This is a genomic window from Pandoraea pneumonica (assembly GCF_902459645.1).
GTDB lineage: Bacteria > Pseudomonadota > Gammaproteobacteria > Burkholderiales > Burkholderiaceae > Pandoraea > Pandoraea pneumonica.
Genome location: NZ_CABPSK010000004.1, coordinates 395,816 through 415,337, shown reverse-complemented (window position 1 = coordinate 415,337; position 19,522 = coordinate 395,816). Strand labels below are relative to the sequence as shown.

The following is a 19,522-nucleotide window of genomic DNA, read 5'->3' as shown; positions in this document are numbered from 1 at the left end:
CGTGCGAACTGAGCTGTCGTGCGAAGACATCGCCGCGAGAGTTCACGCCAAGACGTCGGTGCCGCCGGCGGCCGTGCCTTGTGCCGGTTCGCGGTCAGTCGCCGCCGAAACGCTTCCAGTCCCGGATGGCTGTGCTTCCCGGGGCGTATCCATCAAGTCGTACCTCATGTCTGACGATTCCCGTTTGTCTTTGCCGAAGCGCGCCGCCTGCGCTGGCGATGTTGTGCGTGCCCGCGCTTTCGATGCCCGTTCTCCCGTGCTGCGCCCGACGGCTGCGGCCGTCGCCCTAGCGCTTGGCGCGTTTGTGCTCTTGACGAATGCCGTCGCGCAATCGGCGTCCCCGGCCGCTACGGCACAAACGTCTGTTGGCACGGCGTCCAATGCGTCCTCTGCCAAGGGCGACGGCGCGCAGAACGATGTCGCGTTGCCGACGGTCACGGTGCAAGCGGACCGCGACGCATCGCCTAACGATCCGCCGCCCGCATATGCCGGTGGTCAGGTGGCACGCGGCATGAGCTTTGGCGTGTTGGGGAATCAGAACAATCTCGATGTGCCGTTCAGCATGAGTGCGTACACGTCGAAGATGATCGAAGACCAGCAGGCGCGCACACTCGCCGACGTGCTGGACAACGACCCGTCGGTACGTATGTCGCGAGGTTTTGGCAACTTCGCGCAAACCTTCGTGATCCGCGGCTTTACGCTGGCTGGCGACGACATTTCGCTCAACGGTCTGTACGGCATCACGCCGCGTCAGTTGGTGTCGACCGAAGCGCTGGAACGCGTGGAATTGTTCAAAGGCGCGAACGCGTTTCTGAACGGTGCGTCGCCAGGCGGCTCGTCTATCGGCGGGGGCGTCAATCTTCAACTCAAGCGCGCGGACGACACGCCGCTCACTCGCGTGACGGTCGATACCAGCGGCTCGGGCGAACTGGGTGCGCACGTAGACGTCGGCCGACGTTTCGGCAGCGAAGGGCAGTTCGGCATTCGCGTGAATCAGGCCGTGCGCGACGGCGAGACTTCCGTCGACCGCGAGCATTCGAACTCGAACACCACAGCCGTGGCACTCGATTGGCGTGGCGACAAAGTGCGTGTGTCTGCCGACTTCCTGTACCAAAAGGAACACATCGGATCGGGCCGCGCGCTGTACAACTTCTCGGGCAACGTGTTGCCCCAGCCGCCGGCGGCCACGTCGAACTACGCGCAGTCTTGGAGCTACACGACGCTTGAAGACAACGTCGGCATCGTGCGTGCCGAGTACGATTTCCTGCCGAACTGGACCGCGTACGTCACCGGTGGTGTGCGTCACACCAACGAGAACGGCGAGTATTCGAACCCGACGTGGAAGGGCTCGCCAAGCACGATTACCGCCACGCGTCTGAACGCACCGCACCAGGAAGATGCACTGTCGGGCGAAGCCGGTGTGCGCGGGCGGTTTACCACTGGTCCCGTGTCGCATTTCGTGACGGCCGGGGTGTCGGGCACACGTCTGGATTCGCAGTCCGCCTATACGTATGCGGGCGCGTTCTCCACGAATTTCGTCAATCCGCCGCAAGTGGCGTATCCGAAGACGACGCTGCAAGGCGGCAACCTCGACGACCCGCAGACCACGGCGCTGACGTTGCTGCGTAGCGCCGCGGTGTCCGACACGCTGGGCTTCTTCAACGACCGGGTGCTGGCGACGGTGGGCGTGCGTCATCAATCGATCGGCGTGAACAACTACAGCTACACCGGGGTGCAAACGCTGGCCTACAACGACTCGATCACCACGCCGGTGTTCGGGCTGGTGGTCAAGCCGTGGGAGAACGTGGCGTTTTTCGCTAACCGTAGCGAAGGCTTGGCGGCAGGCTCGACTGCCCCGCAGGGCACGAACAATTACGGCCAGTCGCTGCCGCCGTATCGCTCGAAGCAGTACGAATTCGGGGCGAAGTACGACACGGCACGTTTTGGCGCATCGGTCGCGTTCTACCAGATTGAAAAGCCGTCGGCGTACACCAACGCCGCCAACTTCTATGTGGCCGATGGCTCCGAGCGCCATCGCGGCGTCGAAGCCTCGATTTACGGCAGCCCGGTCAAGAACGTACGTGTGATCGCGGGGGTGTCGTATATCGACGGCGAGTTGCTTAACCAGTCGAGCGCATCGACAAACGGCAACCGGCCGGTGGGCGTGCCCACGTTCCAGTACAACCTTGGCGCCGAGTACGACGTGCCGTGGGTGCCGGGTCTCACGCTCAATGCCCGCTGGATTCACACGGGCCGCGAGTACGCCAACATTGCGAACAGCGCGTCGATTCCCGCATGGGACCGCTTCGATTTGGGGGCGCGTTACGCCATGCAGATCTACGGCAAGCCGACGACGTTCCGCCTGAGCGTGCTCAACGTGACGAATAAGGCTTACTGGTCGAGCGTGTCGTCGAGCAACTACCTCACGCTCGGTGCGCCGCGCACCTTCCTGATGTCGATGACGACGGATTTCTGAGTGGTTTAACGGATCGGTCGCTTCGCCCCCGCTGCCACGCTGACGACGGAAAACGCAGTGGAAGCAGTCGCGCCCCGGTGCTGTTCGCAGCATCGGGGCGTTTTATCGTCGGGCTGTCGCGGCCGATTACTTCTCGAAGTGAAACTCGGTCGCGAGGGCCGCCCCGTTGGCGAGCGACGTGACGCCGTAGTACTTGTCGCCGACTTTGAACATGAACCGGCACCAGTTCTCGGTGATGGCGCGCCACTCCAGGTTCACGCAGTACGAGCCGTTGTCGTTGACCGACCACGTGCCGGTGGCGTGCGCGGTTTGCACGAGACGGGTGGTCGACCCCATATTGCCTTTGTTATCCGTCGTCGCGTTGAGCGAGCCGTTGGTTTCGTTGACCCATTTACGCGTGCTGCCGTTGTCGAGCAGGTTGGTGACGTGTGCGCCGGGCATCAGCGAACGTAAGTCGTCGACCGAGAGTTGCTGCCCGTTGGCTTGCTTGATGTCGGACAGATGCATCGGGTCGGCTTGCGCCAGTGGCGACAGCGCACACAGGCCGAGCGCGGCGAGGGCGGGGAAAAGGGTAAAGCGGTAGAAGCGGTGGGGGCGTTGGAAGGGATTGGCGAGGCTGAACATAGTGACTCCCGGACGAAGCCTGAGCTCGACGCTGGCGCTTGCACGTGCACGAACGCACGTGCGTGCATCGGCAACGGTGCAGCCGTGCGACGGCACATCAGCGCAGTGGCGAGTGGCGTCTTGCGAGCATTCCCGCGCTTGGGGGCGCGGTGTGGCTATCGGTCCGGGTCATGCGTTATCACTATAGGCGGCGCGAGGGATGCCCCCAATCCGGCGCAACCCGGGGGCAGCGCGGCCTGTACGCGTGCGGGGTGAGGGCGCGGTGGGGGCTCATCAGCGGCGCAAATCGCTTGGCGCTACACTCGCACGACCCGTGTTCCTCTTTTCGAAAGGAGCGTTGCCATGGCAGACAATGAAGCCCGCCCGCCGTTTCCCCCGTTCACGCGTGAGACTGCGATTCAGAAAGTGCGTATGGCCGAAGATGGCTGGAATTCACGCGACCCGGCGCGGGTAGCGTTGGCCTATACCGCCGACAGCCGCTGGCGCAATCGCGCCGAGTTTCCGCGCGGGCGCGACCAGATCGTCGAGTTTCTGACGCGCAAATGGCAGCGCGAACTCGACTACCGGCTAATCAAAGAATTATGGGCCTTTACCGAGAACCGCATCGCCGTGCGCTTTGCCTACGAGTGGCGCGACGATTCCGGCAACTGGTTCCGTTCCTACGGCAACGAGAATTGGGCGTTTGACGCGCAAGGGCTGATGGCCGAGCGTCATGCGAGCATCAACGACACCCGCATCGGCGAGCACGAGCGGTTGTACCACTGGCCACTCGGCCGCCGTCCCGACGATCATCCGGGGCTGAGCGATCTCGGTCTGTAACGATTAATCCAGCCCGAAGATCAGTAGCAGATTCGTCGCGGTAATCACAACGAACAGCGCCCACGCAACGACTTGCGTGGGGCGCCCGATCGTGTTGCCGTTCATCACGCGCGGGTCGCTGACCGAGCGGATGAGCGGCCACATCGCAAACGGCAATTGCAGGCTGAGCAGCACCTGACTCCACACGAGCAGCTTGCCCACCGCGCCGTCGCCCAGCCACAGCACACCGATTAACGCGGGCACGAGCGCGAGCCCTCGCGTGATCAGCCGTCGCTGATAGCAGGGTATCTTCATGTGCAAAAAGCCATCCATGATGACCTGACCGGCGATGGTCCCCGTGAGCGTGGAGCTCTGGCCCGAGGCGAGCAAGGCGATGCCGAACAGAAAGGCGGCGGCGCTGCCTGCAATGGGCGTGATGAGTTTGTAGGCCTGTTCGATATCGGTGACGCTCGTCTGACCGCTCGCATGAAAGACCGAGCCTGCGAGAACGAGAATGGCCGCGTTCACGAACATCGCGATCACCAACGACACCCACGTATCGATGCGCACGAGCGCGAGCGTGTCGCGAATGTCGCCGTGCTTGCCGCCGCGCACGCGCCGCGTTTGCACGATGGACGAATGCAAATAGAGGTTGTGCGGCATGATCGTGGCACCCACGATGCCCAATGCCAGCACGATGGCATCGCGCCGGTCGTGGCTGGGCGCGCCCGGCACCAGACCCGCCGCGACCGCGTGCCAGTCGGGCGGCACCATCGCCACTTGTGCGACGAAGCAAAACGCCATGGTGCCGATCAGCCCCAGCACAATGGCTTCGATTTGCCGGAAGCCTTTGCCTTGCAGTCCCAGCACGATCATCGTGTCGAATGCGGTCAACACGATGCCCCAAGCAATCGGCACGCCGAGCAACAGTTTGAACGCGAGCGCGCAGCCGAGCACTTCGGCGATATCGCAGGCAATGATCGAGATTTCCGCCGTCACCCACTGCACGACGCGCCCGGTGCGGCCGTAGCGCTCGTAGCTGGCTTGCGCGAGGTCTTTGCCTGCCACGAGCCCGAGCCGAGCGGCAAGCATCTGAAGAAAGATCGCGGCAATGCTTGATAGCGCGACCACCCAAAGCAGCGAATAACCGAACTGCGAGCCAGCCTGAATATCGGTGGCCCAGTTGCCGGGGTCCATATAGCCGATGGCAACGAGCAGGCCGGGGCCAGCAAAACGCTTGAGTTTGCGCCAGCGCGATTCGCTGGCGTCGATCACGATGCTGCCTTTGACTTCGGCGGGACAGAACGGGGCAGTGGCGGTGGTCGGCAGTGGCATGGGGGAGGGCGTGAGCGCGCGATTGACGACGAGCATACCGGGACACCCGCCTCATGGCGACCCTCTGTTTTTCGCTTGAGTGGCGCGTGCGTTTGCCACAGAATGCTCAGTGCTCGAATAACGGGGAGAACACATGAGCAAGGTCTCGGGATCGGTTGCGGTGAATGAAACAGGGGCGAAGCGCAAGCGTGCGCTTTGGATTTACGTGTTGGCCCTCTTTGTCGGATGGCTGATTGCTGAAGCCATTCAAATGTTCACTGGTAGGCGATCGGAAATGCATGCGGTGCTGCCGTTTGGCTTGGCCTTCTTGTGGGGCGTGCTTTTTGCCGGAGCGCTGCTCATCAATAGTCTCGCCGTACTCGGCAAGGTGTTTGGCGGCGGGTGGGCTCGCGTTAAGGGAGAGAAGTACTACGGGGAAGAAATCCCGCTCCTTGACTGGCTGCGCGAGCCGAGTGGATTCTTCGCCATATTGCTGCTGCTGACGCCGAATACCATCCTCTGGCTGAAGTCGGCGTTCTGACGGCGTGCATATCGCGTTTCGCGAGATGCGCTGAAGCAAGCCACGACAAAGCCCCGATGCGTCGGGGCTTTGTCGTTTTCATCGGTGTCCATCGACGTTTACCGATGCGCAGACTGACACGTCAATAGCGTTCTACCTGCTATACTGTATATCCATACAGTATTGTGACGCGTCATGACTCTGCCGCTCTCTTCTTTGCCCGCCGGGCTGTGGCGTGCCAGTGAACTGGCGCAATACCACCGTGCTGGCCACACCACAGGCTTTGCCGCGCTCGACGCGGAACTGCCCGGTGCGGGCTGGCCGCATGGTGCGGTGACCGAGTTGCTGAGCGAGCGCCCGGGCATTGGCGAATGGCGGCTGCTGGCGCCTGCGTTGCGCGATCTTACGCAAGCCGGGCAACCGGTGGTGGTGATCGCCCCGCCGATGCTGCCGTATGCACCGGCACTGGCCGGGTGGGGCATCGATCTGCGCTGGCTGAGCGTGGTGACACGGCCGGTGCGCAGTGACGCGCGTGCGGCATCGGCCGCGAGATCGGCATCAAGATCTGCATCAACACAGGCAACCCGCACCGCCTCTCGAACCCGCGCGGTTCGGGGCGAAGACCGCGACATGCTCTGGTGTGCCGAGCAGGCGCTCAAGAGCGCGTGTTGCGGCGCGGTGCTGGCATGGCTGCCAGCCGCGACGCCTGAGCAAATCCGGCGGCTTCAAGTGGCCTCGGGCGGTGGTGACGCGCTCGCGTGGGTGATGCGAGCGCCAACGGCGGCGGCCACGGCTTCCGCTGCGCCGTTACGGCTCGGCTTGCAGGTTGGCGAGGACAGCCGCCTCGGCGTGCAATTCCACAAACGCCGGGGGCCGCCGCGTACCGAGCCGCTCTGGCTGACACTGCCCGCGCCGTATGTGCGTGCGGAACACCCCACACAACCGGTGGCCGGGGACGATGCGGCTATCCCAACCGCTCCTCGGCCAGCGCCTTCCTCCGCGCCGTCGGCGGTGCCTTCCGCTGCCACATCGGCGTCCACATCAGCTGCCACCTCAGCTTCCGCTTCTGTTTCCGGAGTCTCGCATGGCTTGCTGGATCGCCCTGCATTTGCCGACGCTCGCGCTTGAGCTCGCCGGTCCCGGTCCGGGTTCGAGTCCGGGTTCAAGCCCGGGTTTGAGTCCGCTAATGCGGGCCGATGACAGCCAACGAGGTGAGCCTGCCCCGGTCGTCGACACGACCGTCGTGCTCGCGCAGTCGCGCGTGTGGCAGGCGAGCGAGGCGGCGCAGGCGGCGGGCGTGCAAGCGGGCATGCGCCGGGGCGGGGTGCTCGCGTTGTTGCCGCAGGCGAGATTTCACGACCGCGACGAAGCTGCCGAGACCGTCGCGCTCGAAGCGCTGGCGTTGGCGTTGTTGCGTTTCGGCCCTGACGTCGCCATCGCGTCGCATCAGTGTGTGCTGATCGATGTCGCGCCGAGCCTGCGCCTGTTCGGTGGTTTGGCGTCGCTCGCCGCACAGATTCTCGACAGTGCCGATGCCCTCGGCCATCGCGCGTCGCTCGGTGTCGCGGCAACGGCCAGCGCGGCGGCATTGCTGGCACGCATGGGCGATGCGAGTGATCTTGAGCAGGCGGGCGCCGATCCTCATGCATCGACCTCGGCGCAGATGCAGGCTGCCATGAAGTCGCGTGCGTCAGGCCGTGCAGCGACATCTGCGGCACGAAAGACGATCTCGCCACGGTCGCACCATGTGGCCGACCCGGCGTCCTCTCGTTTTTTCGCGCCGTGCTTGCCCCCGCCGTTGGCAGCGTTGCCGCAACAACTCGATATGTTGCCCGTGGCGTTGCTGCCCGAAGCGCAACCGTGGCTCGACTGGCTGGCGCAAATCGGCTGCGCCACGTTAGGCGAGTTGCGTGCGTTACCGACCAGCGGCATACGGCGCCGTTGCGGCGCGGCGCTTCCGGCGGCGCTTTCGCGCGCGTATGGCGAAGCCCCCGAAGCCCCGGCTTGGTATCGCGCCCCGCCGCACTTCGAAGCGGTGTTGCCGCTGCCATCGCTCACGCACGATGTGGAAGTGTTGTTGTTTGGCTTGCGTCGCTTGCTAGCCCAACTCACGGGGTGGCTGACGGCCGGACAACTGGCCACGCGCGCCCTCACGCTCATTCTTGAACACGAACCGTTGGGACGCCACACGCTGGCGCCGACGCGTTTCGACATTCGCCTGGCTGAAGCGAGTGCGGCACCGGCGCACCTGCTCTCGCTGTGTAAGGAACGCTTGGCACGCTCGCCGCTGGTCGCGCCGGTGCTCACGTTGCGGCTCGACGTCACGCAAACCGCGGCGCACGTACCGCTGAGCGGCAGTTTGCTGCCCGAGCCTGGGCGTGCGCGGCAGGATTTCGTGCAACTGATCGAGCGCATGTCTGCGCGTTTGGGCGACGAGCATGTGCGACGACTGCAAGTGCGTGGCGATCATCGGCCCGAGGCGGCGTTTGCGAGCGTGGCCTATGAGGCAAAGGCGTTGACGGGGGAAGCCGCTCGCGGGCCGATACCGCCGCGCCCGGCGTGGTTGCTCGATGCGCCGCAGCGGCTCATGGTGCGCGACGAGCGTCCGTGGCGGCAGGGGCCGTTGCAGTTGGTCAGCGGCCCCGAGCGTATCGAAGCGGGCTGGTGGGAGCCGGGGACGGTCACGCGCGACTACTTCATCGCTGCCGATACGGCGGGCGCGTTGTTGTGGCTGTTTCGCGAGCGTCCGGTCCACGGTGCGGATGCCGCGTGGTATCTGCACGGCCTGTTCGGCTGATCGCTCGGCGCCGGTGTATTCATGGATATCGACGACTTCCTGCCTTGGCAGGGCCCGACCGAAGGCCTCGCCGCCAACGACGACAGTGCGGATGCCCCGGCCCCCGGTACGGCCGACCCGCGCGCGGCTGACGACGGCAGTCTGCCCGCGTATGCCGAACTGCACTGCTTGTCGAATTTCTCGTTCCAGCGCGGCGCTTCGCATCCGGAGGAACTGATCGCGCGTGCGGCGCATCTGGGCTACACCGCGCTGGCGATTACCGATGAATGTTCGCTCGCCGGTGTGGTGCGGGCATTGGCCGAAGCGGTGCAGCATCCATCGGTTTCGCTGATCGTCGGCAGTGAATTTCGTCTGACGCCGAGCCAAGATTTAGCGACGGGCTTGGTGCCGGACTTAGCATCTGATTTAGGGTCTGACTTAGGGGCCGACTTAGCCCCGAATATCGAGCCACCGGGCACCGTGCATCTGGTGGCGCTCGCGCAGCATCGCGAGGGGTACGGCAATCTCTCCGAGATGATTACGCTTGGGCGCATGCGTGGCCCGAAGCGCAGTTATCGTCTGCATCCCCGCGACTTCAGCGCGCCGGACGACGCACAAGCCCATCTGCGCGGTCTGCCCGGTTGCCTGCTGATTCTGGTGCCCGATGCCGACGCGAGTGCAGCGCAGACGCTCGCGCAAACCCGCTGGGCAGCGCAGACCTTTGGCGAGGGGCGGGTGTGGCTCGCGCTTGAGCGCCGTCACCGTGCCGACGACGAGGCCCATCTGGCGAAATTGCGGGCGATCTCGGCTGAATGCGGCGTGCCGCTCGTGGCCACGGGGCACGTGCTCATGCATGTGCGATCGCGCAAGCCGTTGCAAGACACGCTGACCGCCATCGGGCTGGGCCAGCCGGTGCAGACGTGCGGGCTGGCGCTCACGGCCAATGCGGAACAGCACCTGCGAGCGCGCTTACGTCTTGCATGGCTGTATCCGGCCGAGGCGTTGGCCGAGACGGTGGCGATCGCCTCGCGTTGTCATTTCGATCTACGCAGCCTGCGCTACGAGTATCCGGAAGAGTTGGTGCCGTCGGGCCACACACCGCAGACCTATTTGCGGCAGGAGGTCGAGGCCGGGCTGAAACGCCGCTATCCGGGCGGGGTGCCGCAGAAGGTTCGCAAGCTGATCGAGGCCGAGTTGAAGCTCATCGGTGAGCTCGAATACGAACCGTATTTCCTGACGGTCTACGACATCGTGAGTTTTGCGCGCAGCGTGCACATCTTGTGTCAGGGGCGCGGCTCGGCGGCGAATTCGGCGGTGTGTTACTGCCTTGGCATTACCGAGGTCGACCCCGATCAGGTGCAATTGCTCTTCGGGCGTTTTCTGTCGAAAGAGCGTAACGAGCCGCCCGATATCGACGTGGACTTCGAGCATCAGCGGCGCGAAGAGGTGATCCAGTACATCTATAAGAAGTACGGCGTGGACCGTGCCGCGCTGGCGGCGACCGTCATCAGCTACCGCATGCGCAGTGCGGTGCGCGATACCGGGCGGGCGCTGGGCATCGACTTATCGATTGTCGAGCAGGTGGCACAGAGTCAGCAGTGGTGGGATGGCCGTGAAAATCTGCTCGCGCGCATGGCCGCGCAGGGGCTTTCGCCCGATGCCCCGACCACGCGGCTATGGGCCGATCTGGTGGCGCGCCTGATTGGTTTCCCGAGGCATTTGTCGCAGCACGTGGGCGGCTTTGTCATCTCGCGCGACAAGCTCTCGCGGCTGGTGCCGATTGCCCCGGCGGCGATGGAAGACCGCTACGTCATTCAGTGGGACAAGGACGACATCGACACGCTCAAGTTGCTCAAGGTCGACGTGTTGGCGCTGGGCATGCTCAGTGCGTTGCGCCGCACGCTCGACTTGTTGGGCGAGTGGCGTGGCGTGCCGATGACGCTGGCCGATATTCCGAAAGAAGATCCGGCGACGTACGGGATGATTCGCCGGGCCGACACCATCGGCGTGTTTCAGATCGAGTCGCGGGCACAGATGAGCATGCTGCCGCGGTTGAAGCCGATCACGTATTACGACTTGGTGATCGAAGTGGCGATCGTGCGGCCCGGGCCGATTCAGGGCGGCATGGTGCATCCGTATCTGCGGCGCAAGCAGGGCAAAGAGAAGGTGGACTACCCGCGCGAGGAGATCAAGGCGGCGCTCGAGCGCACGCTGGGTGTGCCGATTTTTCAGGAGCAGGTGATGCAGGTGGCGATGATTGCCGCCGACTTCACGGCGGGCGATGCCGACCAGTTGCGCCGCTCGATGGCGGCGTGGCGGCGCAAGGGTGGGCTCGAGAAATTCCAGACGCGCATTGTCGACGGTATGTTGAAGAACGGCTATCCGCGCGATTTTGCCGAAGCCATTTGCCGACAGATCGAAGGCTTCGGCGAGTACGGATTTCCGGAGAGTCATGCGGCGAGTTTTGCGCTGTTGGCGTACGCGAGTGCGTGGTTGAAATGTCATGCGCCGGAGATGTTTCTGTGTGGTTTGCTCAACAGTTTGCCGATGGGGTTTTATTCGGCGTCGCAACTGGTGCAGGATGCGCGCCGGCACCGGGTCGAGGTGCGTCCGGTCGATGTGTGCGTGAGCGATGTGGACTCGTTGCCCGAGGCGCGCATCGGGCGCTATGGCAATGCGCGGCGTCCGGCGGTGCGGCTGGGGCTGTCGCTGGTCAAGGGGCTGTCTGACGATGGCGCAAAGGCGATTGCGCGGGCGCGCAAGCAGCGGCCATTTACCGATATCGACGACCTGACGGCGAGGGCGGCGTTATCGCGGCACGATCTCGATGCGTTGGCGGCGGCCGATGCGTTATCGGCTTTGCTGGGCGGGCGGCGTCAGGCGCGTTGGGCGGTGGCGGCGTGGCAGCCGCCGACACCGTTGCTGGGCGCGACGACATTGCGCGATGCCGTGCCGGGCAGTGCTGACGAGCGAGTGGTGTTGCCGCCGATGCCGGAGGGGCAGGACATCGTGGCCGACTATGCGAGCACGGGGCTGACGCTGCGTCGGCATCCGTTGCTGTTGTTGCGCGAGAAGTTGGAGAAGATGCGGGTGCGTACGGCGAAGGAGTTGCATGCTGAAGCGGTGCACGGGCGGCGGGTGAGAACGGCGGGCATCGTGACGGGGCGGCAGCGGCCGGGCACGGCCAACGGCACGGTATTCGTGTCGTTGGAAGACGAGACGGGCGTGATCAATGTGATCGTGTGGCCCGATCTGGTCGAGACGCAGCGCAAGGAATTGCTGGCATCGTCGTTGCTGGGCGTGGAAGGGGTATGGCAACGCGAAGAGCGCGTCATGCATCTGGTCGCTCACCGCTTGATCGACCTCTCGCCGATGCTGGGCGAGTTGACCATCTCAAGTCGGAATTTTCATTGAGCGGTTTTCGATAGGATGGAGTCACTACGACTCGCAATAGAAAAGGGGGCACGTATGCCCCCTTGTTCATTGATACGCCAACACCACGCACGTCAATGCGCCGCGTCCGCCTGTCGACCGGCTTCTTGGGCGAGCGCGCTGGCTTCTTCTTCGCTGCGCAGCCCGTTGAAGTGGAAGTTCAGCAGCACGGCACTGATCGACGCCAGCAGAATGCCGCTGTGGAAGAACGGCGCCAGCGCGTGCGGCAGCTTCATGAAGAACTTGTCTGAGGCCACCGGAATCATCCCCACGCCAATGCTGATCGCGATGATGTACAAGTTGTAGCGGTTTTTCGAGAGATCGACCGTCGAGAGAATCTTGATGCCCGTGGCCGTTACCATCCCGAACATCACGATGCCCGCACCGCCCAACACAAACTGCGGCACCGATGCGACCACGTGTGCCACTTTCGGAAACAGCCCGAGCACGATCAGAATCAGCCCGCCCATCGCGCACACCCAGCGGCTCTTCACACCCGTCACGCCAACCAACCCCACGTTCTGCGAGAACGACGTGTACGGAAACGTATTGAAGACGCCGCCGATCAACGTGCCCAGTCCGTCGACGCGCAGACCCCGCACCAACGTCTTTTGATCGACCGGACGCCCGACAATATCGCCAACCGCGAGAAACATCCCGGTCGATTCGATGAACGTCACCAGCATCACCAGCGTCATCGTCGCAATGGCAATCGGATCGAAGCGCGGCACGCCGAAGTGGAACGGCATGACGAAGCCAAACCACGGCGCTTCGCTCACCCCGGCAAACGACACCTTGCCCAGCGCCACCGCCACGATCGTGCCGAACAAAATGCCCAGCAACACGGCAATGTTCGAGAAGAAACCACGCACGTATTTGGTAATGAACAGAATGCAGAGCAACACCGCGAACGACACGCCCAGATACAACGGGTTGCCGTAGTCGGGGTTACCGAAGCCACCTGCCGCCCAGTTGATACCCACCCCCATCAGTGAGATGCCGATCACGGTGATGACCGTGCCGGTCACGACCGGAGGGAAGAGCCTCAGCAACTTCCCGATAAATGGCGCAATGAGAATGCCGATGATCCCCGCCGCAATGGTCGCGCCGTAAATATCGAGCAGCCCCAGATCGGGGTTGGTGCCGATGGCAATCATCGGCGTGACGGCCGTGAACGTCACGCCCATCATGATCGGCAGACGCAGGCCGAAGATCCATAAGCCGAGCGTCTGGATGAGCGTGGCAATTCCGCAGGCGAACAAATCGGCGTTGATCAGAAACGCAATCTGATCGACCGACATCTTGAGCGCACCGCCAATGATGAGCGGCACTGCCACCGCCCCCGCATACATCACCAGCACGTGTTGCAAGCCCAGCGTGAACAGCTTAGGGAGCGGCAGGCGCTCATCGACCGGATGCACCGGTGCGGCTGCGGCAGTTTGCGTCATGTCTTCTCCTGATCCGACGTTTCGGTGGGACATCGTTGTGCTACATGGCGAACCGAGCGTAAATTTTTTATTGAACGGCAGCGAGTGCAGTCAAAAACAAGCCGGTGCGGCAGCGCGCGTCAGGCGCGCCATGCAATGCGTTTTACGATGGAGAAAAACTGCGTATTGGCGACATGGTATGCCGTTGCCGATCACCCCGCCAGATGGCCTGAAAAGCCTTATGGCATATGGGGTTGGCAGGTCAGTCGAACGGCGCGCACGCTCGGCGCACAAGGGCGTGAGGTGCCGGAATCGTCCAGCCATGCAACGCCGACGACACGCCGAAGCCACGCCGTGGCTTCGGAATATATCGAATCCGGAATACTAAAGATTGTGCTGGGCGTATGATTCGGCGCGACGCTAATCAGCGTGCGCCGGTCGTGCCCGTGGGTTTGCGAAGCGAGTCGCTGGCGTTGACCGGTGCAGCGCCGTGTTGCGCCACACTCTCGAGCTTGCTGGAAATCTCTTCACCCATGTGGTGCAGAAACTCCATTTCCTTCGCGCCGATACCGCCTGCACACAGCGCGCCACCCCAATCGCCGTAAAGCAGTGCCACGGTCTGATTGCGCTGGCGCACTGGCAGTAGGAAGAACGACTTCACGTGCGCGAAGTGCTGACGGTGCCAAATCGGAATCCGCGGCACGATGCGTGGCTCGCGGGCATTGTCGATCAGGATGGCTCGGCCGTTGGTGAGCGCCAGATGGAACACGTCCGGCTCGAACGCCTCGGGGAACGTCAGGCCCAACAGCGGCTGCACGTCGCGCCCGATACCGAAGCGCATCTCGAAGACCTTGCTCGTGGGCACGCGCACGAACGCTGCGCAATTGACGAAGCCCAGCGATTGCAGAATCGCTTCAAGCGTCAGGTTGAGCAGGCCGACGGCATCGGTTTCGCCGGTGGCGGCACGCACTTCGGAGAGTCCGTCCGCAAGTCGGCGCGCCGAATCGAGCGGCTTACCTGCCGGTGGCGGATTCTTGTTCGAGGCGCGCGTGCTGATCGCGATGAATTCTTGATGGCTCGTGTCGCGGGCCATTTCTTCGCCCACCGAGACCACTTCGCTGATATCGAGTGCGAGCCGGTCGGCGTAACGTTCGGCCAATTCGGCCAGACGCGCCGGATCGGCCCCGCGCGTGAGCTCCGTCACCATCTCGTTGGACATGTTCGCCACTGCGCACAGCCAGTCGGCATGCGAGAGCGGGGCGTCGCCATCGAGATCGATCGGGCGCATGCTGGTCGCAATCGACTCGGGCAGGCCCCACTTACGCGCGGCCGCTTCGGCCAATTCGGGGAACGTGATGCCGAGCACGCGCTCGCAGGCATCGCTGTCGCTAATGCCTTCTTCAGCAGCGATGCGCTGAATCTCGATCCATTCGTTCGGGAAGCAGTACGTCACGAGCAGGCGCGCGACATGGTGCAGCAGCGTGCAGACGACCGCTTCTTCACCGTCGCGAATGCCGTTCTTGGCCGTGATGTCGCGGGCGAACGCGCCAGCGAGCGTGGCGCGGGCCAGCTCGCGCGCCATGTCGTCACGGCGCGAAGCGACTTCACCGAAGCCTTCGAGCAGCTTCAAGCTCAATGCCAAGTGACCGATCGTATCGACGCCCAGAATCATGATGGCGCGCGAGACGGTCGTCACGTTGCAGCCGAACGGGGCGTACATGGCCGAGTTGGCCAGCCGGATCACTTTCTGCGTGAGGGCGAAGTCCGAGAGCACCGACGACGCGAGGTCGGCAGTGCTGGTGTTTTCGCTTTGCATGGCAGACACAATGCCCGTGACCGAGCGTTGCAGCGACGGGAAGTCGCCGCGCTCAGCCATGCGCTGCCACAGCAATTCGAGCGTTTTTTCTTTCGTCAGGCTCATGTTGGCGGGGTGTCCGGTCAGTGGCCGGCATCCACGTTGAGGCGTCCGCTCGCGAAGGCCGCCTCGAGTTCTCCCGCAGGCAGGGCTTTCGACACCAGCCAGCCCTGGATGGAATGGCAGCCGCGATCGATCAGCATCTGCCGTTGTTCTTCGGTCTCCACCCCTTCCGCAACCGCCGACAGGCCCAACTCGCGCGCCAACCCCAAGACTGCCGTCACAATCGTACGGTCGTTCGGTGACGTGGGCATGTCTTTCACGAAGCTGCGGTCGATCTTGAGCGCCGAGAGCGGGAATCGTTTCAGATAACCCAAGCTCGAATAGCCCGCGCCGAAATCGTCCACCGCGAAGCGCACGCCCAGCGTCTGCAATTCGCGCAAGACGAGGTTCGCTTGTTCGGGGTCGCGCATCAGCACGCTTTCGGTGATTTCGAGCACCAGCCGGTGGCCTTCGACACCCGAATCGGCAATCGCTTGCCAGACCAGGCTCGGGAACGACGGATGGTGGAACTGCTGCGCCGAGACGTTGACCGACATGTACAGCCCGTCGAGCCGGGTGCTGCCCCAGCGGGCCAGTTGCATACAGGCCGCGCGCAGGGCCCAGCCGCCGAGCAAGTTGATCAGACCGTTGGCTTCGGCCAGCGGAATGAACTCGGCGGGCGAGACGGGGCCCAGCGCCGGATGCCAGCGCATGAGCGCTTCCACGCCTTTCACGTTCAGCGTGATCGGGTCGCAGATGGGCTGGTAATGCAAGCTGAATTCGCCGTTGTGAATGGCCTCGAACATGGCCGATTCCAACGAGAACGCTTTGCGGTGCAAGTCGCCGAGATCGTCGGTGTAGACGAACAGGCCATTGCGCCCGCGATCCTTGGCGCAATACATAGCGGCGTCGGCGTGCTTGATGAGCAGGCCGGCCGAGTCGCCATGTTGCGGGAAGAACGAGACGCCGATGCTCGTCGTCAGGTGAAGCAACTGGTCGCCGACCTGGAACGGTTGCTGCACTGCGGACAGCAAACGCTTCATGATGCCGCCGAGCGCTTGTTCGTTATCGCAGCCGGGCAGCACGAGCACGAACTCGTCGCCACCCATGCGCGCCGCCATATCGGTTTCGCGAATCTGTGCGATCAGGCGTTGGCCCGCGTCGCGCAACAACTGGTCGCCCACATCGTGGCCGAGCGAGTCGTTGACCTTCTTGAAGCCATCCAAATCGAGCAGGGCGACGGCAAAGTTCGGGCCGCCTTCACGGGCGTGTTGAATCGCCTCGGTGATGCACTGCTGAATATATTGACGATTGCCTAGCCCCGTCACCGCATCGCGCACCGCCAGATCGGACAGGCGCGCTTCGTTTTCCTTGAACGCGGTGATGTCTTCCCCTTGGATGAGGAAGGTGGCGGGGGCGCCGGCGATACGCGGGGTGTATTGGGCGATGCGAAGCCGCATCCAGATGCGATCGGTCAGACCGCGCAGCAGGCGTACGGTGCACTGCTGGGGACCGAGGGTCTGGGCGGCGGAGAAGGCGTCCTGCAACAACGGCACGTCTTCAATGCCGGTGAGCTCCATCAACGTCGCGTGATCGATGTACTCGCGTGAGTATTCGAGCAGGCGAAGGGAAGCGTCGGCAATGAAAAGGAAGCGGCCGTCGGCCGCGACATGTGCCGAAAGTCCGCCGGTCAGCTCGACCAGCGCCCGGGATAATGCCGGGGCCGGTGCCGGGGCGCTAACCTCGGCGAGTGCCGGTGCCAGGGTCGACGGTTCGACCAAAGGCACACCGGCTGGGAGTCGATCTGAACTCATTGTTGTTGTCTGTGCATGCTTCACGTCGAGCGCGACGCCGCTCATTTGCTTCCCCGTTCAGGCAAACGCGCTCATGGCCGGACCTCGGTCCGGCAGGTGTCCGATGGATTGTGGGCCATTATAGCCAAAGACGCCAGTGATTTTGGTGGCGGCAACCCCCGTTTCATGCCGCTTTCCACAGGTTTTCCCTTGTGGGTTTTTTTCTGACAAGAGGACGGGGTTTTTTTCCTGCACGACACCTGCCGTTTGGCTGATAACTGCCTCGCGAACGGCGTCTTTGTTGGACGCCATGCCCTCTCGGCAGCGTTTATCGTGCGTGCGCCAGTCTACCGAAGCGCGGCACGTTTGCGGGGGTCCGAATGATGGATTTTTGTCATTGCGATGCAACATCGCAATGCGTCATGAGTGCGCGCTGGGTTCGGCTACGTACGAATACGCATAGGCCTACTCACGACATGGGAATGAGGGGCTTCGGCGTGAGAAGACACCGAAGCCATACCGCGCAGATTATTGACGCGCTGGTGCTTGGTCGCGCTCGTGGGCTAACGACCACGCGATGCATGCCCGGGCCAGTGCGGCGGACGCGTCGAGGCCGAAGCGAGCGAGCGGGGTTTCGCACATGGCGAGGGCGACCGGAATTTCGGTGCATCCGAGAATGACGCGTTGCGCGCCCGCGGCCAGCAGCGGTTCCATCGCCATGGCGAGCGCTTCGCCGCCGCGCCGGATTTCGCCCGCTTTGGTCAGGCGGATGCCTTCGTTGACCAGCGCCTGCTGCGCCAACGGCTCGGCTGCCGACACGAAGCGATAGCCCAGCGCTTCGAGGCGCGGGCGGTAGACGTTGGCGTGATGGGTGCCTTCGGTCGCCATCAGGGCGATGGGCGCACCGGGGGCGACACAACGCGACAGTTCACCGGCTACGGCGTCGACGACGTCGAGCACCGGCAGATGGGTTTGGGTGCGCAGCGCTTCGAGCCATGCGTGTGCGGTGTTGCAGGCAATGGCGATGCAGCCGGCGCCCGATTGTTCTAGCGCATGAACGCCGTCGAGCATGCCGTCCAGCGGCGACGCGCCGTCACGCAACAAGGCTTCGGTGCGGTCGGGAATTTGCGGCACCGAGTACAGGATGAACGGGATGTGATCCTGATCCCGGTTCGCCGGATGCTGGTCGACAATTTTGCGGCACAGGTCGATACCTGCGGCAGGCCCCATGCCGCCCAGAATGCCAAGCGTTGCGTGCGTGTTCATGATCGTGGCAATTCGACAGACAACAAATAACTCTCACGGCGGACAAAATGTCTCGCCTTCAACCACCTGGCGCTCCGGAGTGCGCCGATTTCACTCACTCCGGAGCGCCGTTTTACTGCGTGATGATGCGTGATGCCATCAACCGATCAGTCGTAAGCCTTCGTGACCGGGTCCTTGAACATCGCGCGCATTTCCACCGTCATCGGGTAGTTCATGTTTTGGTTCTTCGGTGGCACCGGTTGCGTGAACCACTTGTTGTACAGCTTTTCCATCTCGCCCGACTTCTCCATGTCGGCAATCACCGTGTTCACCACTTGGGTGAATTGCGGATCGTCCTTGCGCAACATACAAGCGTAGTTTTCGAACTGGAGGTTCGGGCCGACAACTTCGTAGCCCTTGGCTTCTTCGGCCGGCAGCGCGGCGCGTTGACCGTACAGCAGCGGCTCGTCCATCACGAACGCCACGGCGCGGCCTTGCTTCACCGTCAGGAAGCCGTCCGAGTGTTCCTTCGTCTGAATCAGGTTGAAGCCGATTTCGCCCTTCTTGCCCGACAGAATGCGGTCGGCCGTCGTGCCTGCCGTCGTCGCGATCGTCTTGCCCTTCAGGCTGTTCAGGTCGGTGATGCCCGAGCCCGACTTCGCAATCATCTTGATCGAGTACAGGAAGATGTTGTGCGAGAAGCCGACTTGCTTGGCGCGCTCGAACGTGTGCGTGGTCGAGCCGCACTCCAGATCGATCGTGCCGTTTTGCATCAGCACGATACGGTTTTGCGAGGTGATCGGCGTTTCGGTGATCTTCAGGTTCGGCGCGTCGATCTTCTTCTTGACCGCGTCGACGATCTTCAGCGCGATTTCTTGCGAATACCCGATGGTCTTGCCCGTGTTGTCCGCGTACGAGAACGGAATCGACGATTCGCGCACCCCGAGCGCCACCACGCCAGTGTCCTTGATCTTCTTGAGCGTGCCGGTCAGTTCTTCTGCGCTGGCAGTGTGCGCGAACAGGCTAGCGGCGGCGCTGACGAGCAGCAAAGGGGCAAACAGCTTCTTCATGGTCTCAGTCCTATAGGAACAAATGGCACGGTGGTCCGCACCGTTGGAATATCAAAACCAAAAACAGCGATACAACCAAACACGCTTTCCCAACTTCCCCAACGGTCCCCGTGGGAGCGATCTACAGCTTTCAAACCCTGCCTACGGCGG

At 63.2% G+C, this 19,522-nt stretch carries 14 protein-coding genes; 6 read left to right on the top strand and 8 right to left on the bottom strand.

The window, feature by feature from the left end; translation table 11 throughout:
* Positions 1 to 166: 166 nt before the first annotated feature.
* Positions 167 to 2,476 carry a TonB-dependent receptor gene (locus PPN31114_RS20965; protein WP_150681447.1) on the top strand — a complete coding sequence of 770 codons (2,310 nt, stop codon included), beginning with the start codon at positions 167 to 169 and terminating at the stop codon, positions 2,474 to 2,476.
* Between the two features lie 126 nt (positions 2,477 to 2,602).
* Here the strand turns inward: PPN31114_RS20965 and PPN31114_RS20960 are convergent, their stop codons facing one another.
* Positions 2,603 to 3,100, bottom strand: coding sequence for a DUF995 domain-containing protein (locus PPN31114_RS20960; RefSeq protein WP_150681446.1), 498 nt, complete (start codon positions 3,098 to 3,100; stop codon positions 2,603 to 2,605).
* A 342-nt stretch (positions 3,101 to 3,442) separates the two neighbouring features.
* On the opposite strand from PPN31114_RS20960, the gene PPN31114_RS20955 reads away from it, so the two are divergent.
* Positions 3,443 to 3,919: a nuclear transport factor 2 family protein gene (locus PPN31114_RS20955; protein WP_150681445.1), complete on the top strand. Its 477-nt coding sequence runs from the start codon at positions 3,443 to 3,445 to the stop codon at positions 3,917 to 3,919.
* A gap of 3 nt (positions 3,920 to 3,922) precedes the next feature.
* Here the strand turns inward: PPN31114_RS20955 and PPN31114_RS20950 are convergent, their stop codons facing one another.
* Positions 3,923 to 5,233, bottom strand: a complete 1,311-nt coding sequence (locus PPN31114_RS20950) for an Nramp family divalent metal transporter (RefSeq protein WP_150681741.1) — start codon at positions 5,231 to 5,233, stop codon at positions 3,923 to 3,925.
* 133 nt (positions 5,234 to 5,366) lie between these two features.
* Between PPN31114_RS20950 and PPN31114_RS20945 the strand changes: the two genes are divergently transcribed.
* The 4 genes from PPN31114_RS20945 to PPN31114_RS20935 all read left to right on the top strand — a co-directional run bounded on the left by PPN31114_RS20945 (position 5,367) and on the right by PPN31114_RS20935 (position 11,922).
* Positions 5,367 to 5,753, top strand: a complete 387-nt coding sequence (locus PPN31114_RS20945) for a hypothetical protein (RefSeq protein WP_150681444.1) — start codon at positions 5,367 to 5,369, stop codon at positions 5,751 to 5,753.
* Positions 5,754 to 5,927: 174 nt separating this feature from the next.
* A complete protein-coding gene (locus PPN31114_RS26230; RefSeq protein ID WP_174988312.1) occupies positions 5,928 to 6,860 on the top strand; it encodes a damage-inducible protein in 933 nt (310 codons plus the stop codon).
* On the top strand, positions 6,817 to 8,529 hold the full coding sequence (locus PPN31114_RS20940) for a Y-family DNA polymerase (protein WP_174988309.1): 1,713 nt from the start codon (positions 6,817 to 6,819) through the stop codon (positions 8,527 to 8,529). Before PPN31114_RS26230 ends, PPN31114_RS20940 begins: the two co-directional genes overlap by 44 nt.
* Before the next feature lie 21 nt (positions 8,530 to 8,550).
* Positions 8,551 to 11,922 (top strand): error-prone DNA polymerase, encoded by a 3,372-nt coding sequence (locus PPN31114_RS20935; RefSeq protein ID WP_150681442.1) that lies wholly within the window; start codon positions 8,551 to 8,553, stop codon positions 11,920 to 11,922.
* Between the two features lie 92 nt (positions 11,923 to 12,014).
* On the opposite strand, the gene PPN31114_RS20930 is transcribed toward PPN31114_RS20935, so the two are convergent.
* The 6 genes from PPN31114_RS20930 to PPN31114_RS20905 form a co-directional block, all read right to left on the bottom strand.
* Positions 12,015 to 13,388: a nucleobase:cation symporter-2 family protein gene (locus tag PPN31114_RS20930; RefSeq protein ID WP_150681441.1), complete on the bottom strand. Its 1,374-nt coding sequence runs from the start codon at positions 13,386 to 13,388 to the stop codon at positions 12,015 to 12,017.
* A 403-nt stretch (positions 13,389 to 13,791) separates the two neighbouring features.
* Positions 13,792 to 15,288 carry an HDOD domain-containing protein gene (locus tag PPN31114_RS20925; RefSeq protein WP_150681440.1) on the bottom strand — a complete coding sequence of 499 codons (1,497 nt, stop codon included), beginning with the start codon at positions 15,286 to 15,288 and terminating at the stop codon, positions 13,792 to 13,794.
* A 17-nt stretch (positions 15,289 to 15,305) separates the two neighbouring features.
* A complete protein-coding gene (locus tag PPN31114_RS20920) occupies positions 15,306 to 17,078 on the bottom strand; it encodes a putative bifunctional diguanylate cyclase/phosphodiesterase (protein ID WP_174988307.1) in 1,773 nt (590 codons plus the stop codon).
* Positions 17,079 to 17,135: 57 nt separating this feature from the next.
* Positions 17,136 to 17,369 carry a hypothetical protein gene (locus tag PPN31114_RS20915; protein WP_150681438.1) on the bottom strand — a complete coding sequence of 78 codons (234 nt, stop codon included), beginning with the start codon at positions 17,367 to 17,369 and terminating at the stop codon, positions 17,136 to 17,138.
* Positions 17,370 to 17,585: 216 nt separating this feature from the next.
* Positions 17,586 to 18,323 carry a cysteate racemase gene (cuyB, locus tag PPN31114_RS20910; protein WP_150681437.1) on the bottom strand — a complete coding sequence of 246 codons (738 nt, stop codon included), beginning with the start codon at positions 18,321 to 18,323 and terminating at the stop codon, positions 17,586 to 17,588.
* 146 nt (positions 18,324 to 18,469) lie between these two features.
* Positions 18,470 to 19,372: a transporter substrate-binding domain-containing protein gene (locus PPN31114_RS20905; RefSeq protein WP_150681436.1), complete on the bottom strand. Its 903-nt coding sequence runs from the start codon at positions 19,370 to 19,372 to the stop codon at positions 18,470 to 18,472.
* Positions 19,373 to 19,522: the final 150 nt, after the last annotated feature.